Genomic DNA, 11,065 nt, shown 5'->3' with positions numbered 1-11,065 from the left:
GCGACGGTGCCATGGAAGATGCCCTGTACGAAATCGCCTCCATGCGCCTGTTTGCCCGATTATCCCTGGATAGCGCCCTGCCGGATCGCACCACCATCATGAATTTCCGCCACCTGCTCGAGCAGCATCAACTGGCCCGTCAATTGTTCAAGACCATCAATCGCTGGCTGGCCGAAGCAGGCGTCATGATGACCCAAGGCACTTTGGTGGATGCCACCATCATTGAGGCACCCAGCTCTACCAAGAACAAAGAGCAGCAACGCGATCCGGAGATGCATCAGACCAAGAAAGGCAATCAGTGGCACTTTGGCATGAAGGCCCACATTGGTGTCGATGCCAAGAGTGGCCTGACCCACAGCCTAGTCACCACCGCGGCCAACGAGCATGACCTCAATCAGCTGGGTAATCTGCTTCATGGAGAGGAGCAATTTGTCTCAGCCGATGCCGGCTACCAAGGAGCGCCACAGCGCGAGGAGCTGGCCGAGGTGGATGTGGACTGGCTGATCGCCGAGCGTCCCGGCAAGGTAAAAACCTTGAAGCAGCATCCGCGCAAGAACAAAACGGCCATCAACATCGAATACATGAAAGCCAGCATCCGTGCCAAGGTAGAGCACCCGTTTCGCATCATCAAGCGGCAGTTCGGCTTCGTGAAAGCCAGATACAAGGGGCTGCTGAAAAACGATAACCAACTGGCGATGTTATTCACCCTGGCCAACCTGTTTCGGGTGGACCAAATGATACGTCAGTGGGAGAGATCTCACTAAAAACTGGGGATAACGCCTTAAATGGCGAAGAAACGGTCTAAATAGGCTGATTCAAGGCATTTACGGGAGAAAAAATCGGCTCAAACATGAAGAAATGAAATGACTGAGTCAGCCGAGAAGAATTTCCCCGCTTATTCGCACCTTCCCTAAAGGGAAAGAGTGTATGCATGTGGAAAAATGGCTTCGCGAAATGTCGTCTATTCCGGAGACAGACGCGCCCATTAAGCAGGCGCTTGCGCATGGATTATTATTACACTTAAAAAATATCTACCCTGTTTTTCCTGAATCACTGGTGATGTTATTGCTCTCTGTTCTGGACGTAAAAACATACAGAGATGATGCACGATTAAATGAATGGATATCTAATAGAGTGCAGGAATTAGGTGACAGATATTATCCTGTAAATAAGCACGTTAAAATTCGCTACACTCTTTAGTTCAGAAAGGGTTCCACCTGCAAGTTGTTATTCCACCAGAGAGTGAATCGCAATGCAGGTAATCATTTCATCTGTATATCTGTATGCCAACTGGCATTCCATCTCTTTTTTCGCCGATATTTTGTTGTGATCGGCGACACTTCGCTTAAAAAAGCACCAGTAGTGGTTTCGCAGCCATGCGGTGTATAAAAAATGATCTCATGCAGATGTTTTGTGAATGTGTGGGTTGACATTCATATGAAAAAAATCATAATTCCATCATGTTTGTGTGGGGGCTTTTCTGTATCTTACGCATCGCACTCAAGCCTGACAGAAAATATGCTGTAAGGCTCATATCAAAAACCGCCATTAGCTCATCAGGAAGAGCAGACGACAACCAGGATTGTTGTATGGTACGGGGTTCGAGGCCTCGATGGCGGTCCAACTTTTCAAAACTCTTCTGAATCAGATCCCCTTATTATCATCCCTGCAAAGTGGAACATTGCCATTGTTTGGCTATTCAGGACGGGTCAGACCAATGAAAAAAGCCCACACAGGGGAGAGTGGGCTGAAATGGGAAGCTAAAGACTCAAGTAAACTTATCGGAAATAAGGACCACGCATTACGGGGGCTATCATCGCCGATGGTCGGGATTCGGCAAATCAGGTTGATTACGTAGAGAGTAAATTATCTGCTCACCGCTGCGTCACCCCTTCGTAAATCAGGCGTAGCGCGAATACACCAATAATTGCACCAATAACCCGACTGGCAACGCGTTGCATACGCCCATAAGCATGACGCACAGCGGGCAAAGAAAACGCCTGACTAAGAAAAACTCGCCAGATAATTGATGCGAGCACAATCCCCGCCCAGGCCATTAAACGTGCCCATGTTGGTGTTTCGGCATTTAATGTTACTGAGAAAATACTAATAAAAAATAAAACGGTTTGTGGGTTAGAGAGATCGGTAATTAATCCACGGCGAAAAAAGACATACCAGGGGGCGTTAATCGGTTGTTGTAGTGTGCTCATTTGCGGTGTTGACTGGCGGCGCATGCTGCACCACGCAAACCATAAGAGATAAGCGCCGCCGACGATTCTGATAAGCGAAAAAATCTCCTCACACTGCGTAATTAGCGTTGCAAGACCAAACAAACCCAACCCGGAATAAAATGCATCGCCCAGCGCCACGCCCAGTCCGGTCAGCACTCCTGCGCGTCGACCGGAAGCCAGGCTGGTTTGTACTACCACAAAAAGATTGGCTCCCGGATTAAAAAAAGTAATCACGAACAGTCCTACGGTCAGGTAAACGGCATGCAAAGGATCCATAGTGATTTCATCCATAAATAAGTGAACTAACTGCATCATATTTCTACCAAAAATAATCGGGTGCGAGAGAGATCACAAAGTGTCTTATTTCCGGTTACTGGCGTTTATGCCCTGACTGAACTAATTATTAATCAACCCAATAATGTCGGTGGGTGATAGTGTGATAACAACTCTGGAGCCGTAATATGAAAATAATCTCTAAAATGTTAGTCGGTGCGTTAGCGTTTGCCGTTACCAATGTCTATGCCGCTGAATTGATGACCAAAGCGGAATTTGAAAAAGTTGAATCGCAGTATGAAAAAATAGGTGATATTTCAACCAGTAATGAAATGTCGACTGCAGATGCAAAAGAAGATTTAATCAAAAAAGCCGATGAAAAAGGGGCTGATGTGTTGGTACTGACCTCCGGTCAAACTGACAATAAGATCCACGGCACGGCGGATATTTATAAGAAGAAGTAATTCTGAATCCTATGTAAACATCCCCGATGCGTAAGTTTATCGGTGATCATCTATTGAAATTTATGCCGGATAAAGCGTTCGCTCTGCATTCGGCAGTTCAGCTTTTCAGCCGCCGCCAGAACGTCGTCCGGCTGATGCCTAAATAATTCGCCGCTGCTGTTTTATCGCCATTAAATTTCTCCAGTGCCTGTTGTGGTGTCAGCAAGCGTGGAGCGGGAATTTTCGCCGACTCGCGCGCCAGTTCCGGCAGTAGCAGCTGCAAAAACTGCGGCGTTAAATCCGGCGTCGGTTCCACACTTAAAAACAGCGCCAGTCGCTCCATCATATTGCGCAGTTCTCGAATATTGCCCGGCCAGTCGTAGCGCAGCAGCACAGTTTCACTTGCCTGTAACCCCTGGCGTAATGCAGCAGAAAATGGGGCGGAGAGCGCCGCCAGAGACACTTTCAAAAAACTTTCCGCCAGTGGCAGAATATCTGCCACCCGCTCGCGCAGTGGTGGCAATTGCAGACGCAAAATACTCAGCCGATAAAACAGATCACGGCGAAAACGTCCTTGCTGCATATCTTCTTCCAGATTGCAGTGAGTGGCGCTAATGACCCGTACATCTACCGGAACAGGCTGATGCCCGCCGACGCGGGTGACCTCTTTTTCTTCCAGCACCCGTAACAGGCGAGTCTGCAAAGGTAGCGGCATTTCGCCAATCTCATCCAGAAACAGCGTACCGCCGTGGGCAATTTCGAACAGCCCGGCGCGACCTCCGCGTCGCGAGCCGGTAAACGCCCCTTCCTCATAGCCAAACAGCTCCGATTCCAGCAGCGATTCGGCTATCGCCCCGCAGTTGACGGCAACAAACGGATGCGACTTTTTGCCCTGTCGCGCATCGTGGCGGGCAAAATATTCCCGATGAATCGCCTGGGCCGCCAGCTCTTTGCCCGTCCCCGTTTCCCCCTCAATCAACACCGCTGCACTGGAGCGGGCATACAGCAAAATAGTCTGCCGTACTTGTTCCATCGGTGGTGATTGACCGAGCATATCGCCCAGCACGTAACGAGTACGCAGGGCGTTACGGGTAGCATCGTGAGTGTTATGGCGTAACGACATGCGCGTCATATCCCGCGCATCGCTGAACGCCTGGCGCACGGTGGCGGCGGAATAGATAAAAATTCCGGTCATTCCGGCTTCTTCTGCCAGATCGGTAATCAGCCCCGCACCGACCACCGCTTCGGTGCCGTTAGCTTTTAGCTCGTTAATCTGCCCGCGTGCGTCTTCTTCGGTAATGTAGCTACGTTGGTCGAGGCGCAAATTAAAGGTTTTTTGAAACGCCACCAGTGCCGGAATAGTTTCCTGATAAGTGACAACGCCGATAGAAGAGGTGAGTTTTCCGGCTTTTGACAGTGCCTGTAACACATCGTAGCCGCTCGGTTTAATCAAAATAACTGGTACTGACAGGCGGCTTTTCAGGTACGCGCCGTTAGAGCCAGCAGCGATGATGGCGTCACAGCGTTCGTTTGCCAGTTTCTTGCGGATGTAGGTCACTGCTTTTTCAAAGCCAAGCTGAATAGGGGTAATGTTCGCCAGGTGATCAAACTCGAGGCTGATATCGCGAAACAGCTCGAACAGGCGCGTTACAGATACCGTCCAGATAACCGGTTTGTCGTCATTAAGCCGTGGTGGATGTGCCATAGCGCACCGCAAAGTTAAGAAACCGAATATTGGGTTTAGCCTTGTTTCATAATTGTTGCAATGAAACGCGGTGAAACATTGCCTGAAACGTTAACTGAAACGCATATTTGCGGATTAGTTCATGATTTTATCTCTAACAAATTGAAATTAAAGATTTAATTTTATTAAGGCAATTGTGGCACACCCCTTGCTTTGTGATTATCAACGCAAATAACAAGTTGATAACAAAGGATGGGCTATGTCTCTACACTCTCCAGGTAAAGCGTTTCGCGCTGCACTAAGCAAAGAAACCCCGTTGCAAATTGTTGGCACCATCAACGCTAACCATGCGCTGCTGGCGCAGCGTGCCGGATATCAGGCAATTTATCTCTCCGGCGGTGGCGTGGCGGCAGGGTCGCTGGGGCTGCCCGATCTCGGTATTTCTACTCTTGATGACGTGTTGACAGATATTCGCCGTATCACCGACGTTTGTTCGCTGCCGCTGCTGGTGGATGCGGATATCGGTTTTGGTTCTTCGGCCTTTAACGTGGCGCGCACCGTGAAATCGATGATTAAAGCTGGTGCGGCAGGATTGCATATTGAAGATCAGGTTGGTGCGAAACGCTGCGGTCATCGTCCGAATAAAGCGATCGTCTCGAAAGAGGAGATGGTGGATCGGATCCGTGCGGCGGTGGATGCGAAAACCGATCCTGATTTTGTGATCATGGCGCGCACCGATGCGCTGGCGGTAGAGGGGCTGGATGCGGCGATCGAGCGTGCGCAGGCCTATGTTGAAGCGGGTGCCGAGATGTTGTTCCCGGAGGCGATTACCGAACTCGCCATGTACCGCCAGTTTGCCGATGCGGTGCAGGTGCCAATCCTCGCCAACATTACCGAATTTGGCGCCACGCCGCTGTTTACCACCGACGAATTACGCAGCGCTCATGTCGCGATGGCGCTGTACCCGCTTTCAGCGTTTCGCGCCATGAACCGCGCCGCCGAACATGTCTACAACGTCCTGCGCCAGGAAGGCACGCAGAAAAGCGTCATCGACACCATGCAGACCCGCAACGAGCTGTACGAAAGCATCAACTACTACCAGTACGAAGAGAAGCTCGACGACCTGTTTGCCCGTAGCCAGGCGAAATAAAAAACGCCCGTTGGTTGTATTCGACAACCGATGCCTGATGCGCCGCTGACGCGACTTATCAGGCCTACGGGGTGAACTGTAGGTCGGATAAGACGCATGGCGTCGCATCCGACAACAATCTCGACCCTACAAATGATAACAATGACGAGGACAATATGAGCGACACAACGATCCTGCAAAACAGTACCCATGTCATTAAACCGAAAAAATCTGTGGCGCTTTCTGGCGTTCCGGCGGGCAATACGGCGCTCTGCACCGTGGGTAAAAGTGGCAATGACTTGCATTACCGTGGCTACGATATTCTTGATCTGGCGGAACATTGCGAATTTGAAGAAGTGGCGCATCTGCTGATCCACGGCAAACTGCCGACCCGTGACGAACTCGCCGCCTACAAAACGAAACTGAAAGCCCTGCGCGGTTTACCGGCTAACGTGCGTACCGTGCTGGAAGCCTTACCGGCGGCGTCACACCCGATGGATGTTATGCGCACCGGCGTTTCCGCGCTCGGCTGCACGCTGCCAGAAAAAGAGGGGCATACCGTCTCTGGCGCGCGGGATATTGCCGACAAACTGCTGGCGTCACTTAGCTCGATTCTTCTCTACTGGTATCACTACAGCCATAACGGCGAACGCATCCAGCCGGAAACCGATGACGACTCCATCGGCGGTCACTTCCTGCATCTGCTGCACGGCGAAAAGCCGTCGCAAAGCTGGGAAAAGGCGATGCATATTTCGCTGGTGCTGTACGCCGAACACGAGTTTAACGCTTCCACCTTTACCAGTCGGGTGATTGCGGGCACCGGCTCTGATATGTATTCCGCGATTATTGGCGCGATTGGCGCACTGCGCGGGCCGAAACACGGCGGGGCGAATGAAGTGTCGCTGGAGATCCAGCAACGCTACGAAACGCCAGACGAAGCCGAAGCAGATATCCGCAAGCGCGTGGAAAACAAAGAAGTGGTCATTGGTTTTGGGCATCCGGTTTATACCATCGCCGACCCGCGCCACCAGGTGATTAAACGTGTGGCGAAGCAGCTCTCGCAGGAAGGCGGCTCGCTGAAGATGTACAACATCGCCGATCGCCTGGAAACGGTGATGTGGGAGAGCAAAAAGATGTTCCCCAATCTCGACTGGTTCTCCGCTGTTTCCTACAACATGATGGGCGTTCCCACCGAGATGTTCACACCACTGTTTGTTATCGCTCGCGTCACCGGCTGGGCGGCGCACATTATCGAACAACGTCAGGACAACAAAATTATCCGTCCTTCCGCCAATTATGTTGGACCGGAAGACCGCCAGTTTGTCGCGCTGGATAAGCGCCAGTAAACCTCTACGAATAACAATAAGGAAACGTACCCAATGTCAGCTCAAATCAACAACATCCGCCCGGAATTTGATCGTGAAATCGTTGATATCGTCGATTACGTGATGAACTACGAAATCAGCTCCAAAGTGGCCTACGACACCGCACATTACTGCCTGCTCGACACGCTCGGCTGCGGTCTTGAAGCTCTCGAATACCCGGCCTGTAAAAAACTGCTGGGGCCAATTGTCCCCGGCACCGTCGTACCTAACGGCGTGCGCGTCCCCGGAACTCAGTTCCAGCTCGACCCCGTCCAGGCGGCATTTAACATCGGCGCGATGATCCGTTGGCTCGATTTCAACGATACCTGGCTGGCGGCGGAGTGGGGGCATCCTTCCGACAACCTCGGCGGCATTCTGGCAACGGCAGACTGGCTTTCGCGCAACGCGGTCGCCAGCGGCAAAGCGCCGTTGACCATGAAACAGGTGCTGACCGGAATGATTAAAGCCCATGAAATTCAGGGCTGCATCGCGCTGGAAAACTCCTTTAACCGCGTCGGCCTCGACCACGTTCTGTTAGTGAAAGTGGCTTCCACCGCCGTGGTCGCCGAAATACTTGGCCTGACCCGCGAGGAAATTCTCAACGCTGTTTCGCTGGCGTGGGTGGACGGTCAGTCGCTGCGCACCTATCGCCATGCGCCGAACACCGGCACGCGTAAATCCTGGGCGGCGGGCGATGCCACTTCCCGCGCGGTACGTCTGGCACTGATGGCGAAAACGGGCGAAATGGGTTACCCGTCAGCCCTGACTGCGCCTGGGTGGGGCTTCTACGACGTCTCCTTTAAAGGTGAGTCGTTCCGCTTCCAGCGTCCGTACGGTTCTTACGTGATGGAAAATGTGCTGTTCAAAATCTCCTTCCCGGCGGAGTTCCACTCCCAGACGGCAGTTGAAGCGGCGATGACGCTCTATGAACAGATGCAGGCAGCAGGCAAAACGGCGGCGGATATCGAAAAAGTGACCATTCGCACCCACGAAGCCTGTATTCGCATCATCGACAAAAAAGGGCCGCTCAATAACCCAGCAGACCGCGATCACTGCATTCAGTACATGGTGGCGATCCCGCTGCTATTCGGGCGCTTAACGGCGGCAGATTACGAGGGCAACGTTGCGCAAGATAAACGCATTGACGCCCTGCGCGAGAAGATCAATTGCTTTGAAGATCCGTCATTTACCGCTGACTACCACGACCCGGAAAAACGCGCTATTGCCAATGCCATAACCCTTGAGTTCACCGACGGCACGCGCTTTGAAGAAGTGGTGGTGGAGTACCCCATTGGTCATGCTCGCCGCCGTCAGGATGGCATTCCGAAGCTGGTCGATAAATTCAAAATCAATCTCGCGCGCCAGTTCCCGACTCGCCAGCAGCAGCGCATTCTGGAGGTTTCTCTCGACAGAACTCGCCTGGAACAGATGCCGGTCAATGAGTATCTCGACCTGTACGTCATTTAAGCAAACAGCGGTAAGGCGTAATTTCAACAGGAGAGCATTATGTCTTTTAGCGAATTTTATCAGCGTTCGATTAACGAACCGGAGCAGTTCTGGGCCGAGCAGGCCCGGCGTATTGACTGGCAGACGCCCTTTACGCAAACGCTCGATCACAGCAATCCGCCGTTTGTCCGTTGGTTTTGTGAAGGCCGAACCAACTTGTGTCACAACGCTATCGATCGCTGGCTGGAGAAACAACCAGAGGCGCTGGCGCTGATTGCCGTCTCTTCGGAAACAGAAGAAGAGCGCACCTTTACCTTTCGCCAGCTTCATGACGAAGTAAATGCGGTGGCGTCAATGCTGCGCTCGCTGGGCGTGCAGCGTGGCGATCGGGTGCTGGTGTATATGCCGATGATTGCCGAAGCGCATATTACCCTGCTGGCCTGCGCGCGCATTGGCGCTATTCACTCGGTGGTGTTTGGTGGATTTGCCTCGCACAGCGTGGCGGCGCGAATTGATGATGCTAAACCGGTGCTGATTGTCTCGGCTGATGCCGGAGCGCGCGGTGGCAAAATCATTCCCTATAAAAAATTGCTCGACGATGCGATAAGTCAGGCGCAGCACCAGCCACGCCATGTTTTGCTGGTGGATCGCGGGCTGGCGAAAATGGCGCGCGTCAGCGGGCGGGATGTCGATTTCGCGTCGTTGCGCCATCAACACATCGGCGCGCGGGTACCGGTGGCGTGGCTGGAATCCAACGAAACCTCCTGCATTCTCTACACCTCCGGCACGACCGGCAAACCTAAAGGCGTGCAGCGTGACGTCGGCGGATATGCGGTGGCGCTGGTGACCTCGATGGACACCATTTTTGGCGGCAAAGCGGGCGGTGTGTTCTTTTGTGCTTCGGATATCGGCTGGGTGGTGGGGCATTCGTATATCGTCTACGCGCCGCTGCTGGCGGGGATGGCGACTATCGTTTACGAAGGATTACCGACCTGGCCGGACTGCGGCGTGTGGTGGAAAATCGTCGAGAAATATCAGGTTAGCCGGATGTTCTCAGCGCCGACCGCCATTCGCGTGCTGAAAAAATTCCCTACCGCTGAAATTCGCAAACACGATCTCTCGTCGCTGGAAGTGCTCTATCTGGCTGGAGAACCGCTGGACGAGCCGACCGCCAGTTGGGTGAGCAATACGCTGGATGTGCCGGTCATCGACAACTACTGGCAGACCGAATCCGGCTGGCCGATTATGGCGATTGCTCGCGGTCTGGACGACAGGCCGACGCGTCTGGGAAGCCCCGGCGTGCCGATGTATGGCTATAACGTGCAGTTGCTTAATGAAGTCACCGGCGAACCGTGTGGCGTCAACGAGAAAGGGATGCTGGTGGTGGAAGGGCCGCTGCCGCCGGGGTGTATTCAGACCATCTGGGGCGACGACGACCGCTTTGTGAAGACGTACTGGTCGCTGTTTTCCCGCCCGGTGTACGCCACCTTTGACTGGGGCATCCGCGATGCTGACGGTTATCACTTTATTCTCGGGCGCACTGACGATGTAATTAACGTTGCCGGGCATCGGCTGGGGACGCGCGAGATTGAAGAGAGTATCTCCAGTCATCCGGGCGTTGCCGAAGTGGCGGTGGTTGGGGTGAAAGATGCGCTGAAAGGGCAGGTGGCGGTAGCGTTTGTCATTCCGAAAGAGAGCGACAGTCTGGAAGACCGAGACGTGGCGCACTCGCAAGAGAAGGCGATTATGGCACTGGTGGACAGCCAGATTGGCAACTTTGGCCGCCCGGCGCACGTCTGGTTTGTCTCGCAATTGCCAAAAACGCGATCCGGAAAAATGCTGCGGCGTACGATCCAGGCGATTTGCGAAGGACGCGATCCTGGAGATCTGACGACCATTGATGATCCTGCGTCGTTGGATCAGATCCGCCAGGCGATGGAAGAGTAAGGTATTGTCGGATGCGTCGCGTGGCGCATCCGACACCATGCGCCGATGCCTGATGCGACGCTGACGCGTCTTATCATGCCTACAGGCCTGAACCGTAGGTCGGATAAGGCGCTCGCACCGCATCCGACACCGTGCTCAGTGCCTGATGCGACGCAGGCGCGTCTTATCATACCTACAGGCCTGAACCGTAGGTCGGATAAGGCGCTCGCGCCGCATCCGACACCGTGTGCCGATGCCTGATGCGACGCTGATGCGTCTTATCATGCCTACAGGCCTGAACCGTAGGTCGGATAAGGCGCTCGCGCCGCATCCGACACCGTGTGCCGATGCCTGATGCGACGCTGATGCGTCTTATCATGCCTACAGGCCTGAACCGTAGGTCGGATAAGGCGCTCGCGCCGCATCCGACACCGTGCTCAGTGCCTGATGCGACGCAGGCGCGTCTTATCATACCTACAGGCCTGAACCGTAGGTCGGATAAGGCGCTCGCGGCGCATCCGACACCGTGCGCCGATGCCTGATGCGACGCAGGCGCGTCTTATCATGCC

10 protein-coding genes and 1 pseudogene are annotated in these 11,065 nt (G+C 53.5%); 9 read left to right on the top strand and 2 right to left on the bottom strand.

What is annotated here, in order from left to right:
• From OQV04_RS11335 to yahM, 4 genes and pseudogenes are all read left to right on the top strand, one after another.
• Positions 1–764: IS5-like element IS5 family transposase (locus OQV04_RS11335; protein WP_332641907.1), on the top strand; the 764-nt coding region annotated here is incomplete at its 5' end.
• A gap of 127 nt (positions 765–891) precedes the next feature.
• A pseudogene (gene yahL / locus OQV04_RS11330) lies at positions 892–1,200 on the top strand (protein YahL); the annotation flags it as partial.
• A 260-nt stretch (positions 1,201–1,460) separates the two neighbouring features.
• Positions 1,461–1,643 (top strand): hypothetical protein, encoded by a 183-nt coding sequence (locus OQV04_RS25040; protein ID WP_437438054.1) that lies wholly within the window; start codon positions 1,461–1,463, stop codon positions 1,641–1,643.
• The gene (gene yahM / locus OQV04_RS11325; RefSeq protein WP_000290614.1) at positions 1,613–1,858 is read left to right on the top strand and encodes a protein YahM; all 246 of its coding nucleotides are present in this window, start codon (positions 1,613–1,615) and stop codon (positions 1,856–1,858) included. The genes OQV04_RS25040 and yahM overlap by 31 nt, the downstream gene beginning before the upstream one ends.
• A gap of 16 nt (positions 1,859–1,874) precedes the next feature.
• Here the strand turns inward: yahM and OQV04_RS11320 are convergent, their stop codons facing one another.
• On the bottom strand, positions 1,875–2,546 hold the full coding sequence (locus tag OQV04_RS11320) for a LysE family transporter (RefSeq protein WP_077757343.1): 672 nt from the start codon (positions 2,544–2,546) through the stop codon (positions 1,875–1,877).
• A gap of 146 nt (positions 2,547–2,692) precedes the next feature.
• Here OQV04_RS11320 and yahO point away from each other — a divergent pair, with 146 nt between their 5' ends.
• The gene (gene yahO / locus OQV04_RS11315) at positions 2,693–2,968 is read left to right on the top strand and encodes a DUF1471 family periplasmic protein YahO (RefSeq protein WP_000691952.1); all 276 of its coding nucleotides are present in this window, start codon (positions 2,693–2,695) and stop codon (positions 2,966–2,968) included.
• 97 nt (positions 2,969–3,065) lie between these two features.
• Here the strand turns inward: yahO and prpR are convergent, their stop codons facing one another.
• Positions 3,066–4,652 (bottom strand): propionate catabolism operon regulatory protein PrpR, encoded by a 1,587-nt coding sequence (prpR, locus tag OQV04_RS11310; RefSeq protein ID WP_032280349.1) that lies wholly within the window; start codon positions 4,650–4,652, stop codon positions 3,066–3,068.
• Positions 4,653–4,890: 238 nt separating this feature from the next.
• On the opposite strand from prpR, the gene prpB reads away from it, so the two are divergent.
• The 4 genes from prpB (at position 4,891) to prpE (ending at position 10,517) form a co-directional block, all read left to right on the top strand.
• On the top strand, positions 4,891–5,781 hold the full coding sequence (gene prpB / locus OQV04_RS11305) for a methylisocitrate lyase (protein WP_032280350.1): 891 nt from the start codon (positions 4,891–4,893) through the stop codon (positions 5,779–5,781).
• Positions 5,782–5,936: 155 nt separating this feature from the next.
• The gene (gene prpC, locus OQV04_RS11300; RefSeq protein ID WP_001285909.1) at positions 5,937–7,106 is read left to right on the top strand and encodes a bifunctional 2-methylcitrate synthase/citrate synthase; all 1,170 of its coding nucleotides are present in this window, start codon (positions 5,937–5,939) and stop codon (positions 7,104–7,106) included.
• Positions 7,107–7,139: 33 nt separating this feature from the next.
• Positions 7,140–8,591 carry a 2-methylcitrate dehydratase gene (gene prpD / locus OQV04_RS11295; RefSeq protein ID WP_032280352.1) on the top strand — a complete coding sequence of 484 codons (1,452 nt, stop codon included), beginning with the start codon at positions 7,140–7,142 and terminating at the stop codon, positions 8,589–8,591.
• 39 nt (positions 8,592–8,630) lie between these two features.
• Positions 8,631–10,517, top strand: coding sequence for a propionate--CoA ligase (gene prpE, locus OQV04_RS11290; RefSeq protein ID WP_032280353.1), 1,887 nt, complete (start codon positions 8,631–8,633; stop codon positions 10,515–10,517).
• The last annotated feature ends 548 nt before the right edge of the window (positions 10,518–11,065 follow it).

The organism is Escherichia sp. Lx600-2 (assembly GCF_036662595.1).
GTDB lineage: Bacteria > Pseudomonadota > Gammaproteobacteria > Enterobacterales > Enterobacteriaceae > Escherichia > Escherichia coli.
The sequence above is the reverse complement of the archived record's forward strand: the minus strand, read 5'-3'. Positions and strand labels throughout refer to the sequence as shown.

Excerpts from the sequence above, each read along its gene's own strand:
- OQV04_RS25040 (WP_437438054.1), top strand. The coding sequence starts at position 1,461 with ATGTTTGTGTGGGGGCTTTTCTGTATCTTACGCATCGCACTCAAGCCT.
- yahM (WP_000290614.1), top strand. The coding sequence starts at position 1,613 with ATGGCGGTCCAACTTTTCAAAACTCTTCTGAATCAGATCCCCTTATTA.
- OQV04_RS11320 (WP_077757343.1), bottom strand. The coding sequence starts at position 2,546 with ATGATGCAGTTAGTTCACTTATTTATGGATGAAATCACTATGGATCCT.
- yahO (WP_000691952.1), top strand. The coding sequence starts at position 2,693 with ATGAAAATAATCTCTAAAATGTTAGTCGGTGCGTTAGCGTTTGCCGTT.
- prpR (WP_032280349.1), bottom strand. The coding sequence starts at position 4,652 with ATGGCACATCCACCACGGCTTAATGACGACAAACCGGTTATCTGGACG.
- prpB (WP_032280350.1), top strand. The coding sequence starts at position 4,891 with ATGTCTCTACACTCTCCAGGTAAAGCGTTTCGCGCTGCACTAAGCAAA.
- prpC (WP_001285909.1), top strand. The coding sequence starts at position 5,937 with ATGAGCGACACAACGATCCTGCAAAACAGTACCCATGTCATTAAACCG.
- prpD (WP_032280352.1), top strand. The coding sequence starts at position 7,140 with ATGTCAGCTCAAATCAACAACATCCGCCCGGAATTTGATCGTGAAATC.
- prpE (WP_032280353.1), top strand. The coding sequence starts at position 8,631 with ATGTCTTTTAGCGAATTTTATCAGCGTTCGATTAACGAACCGGAGCAG.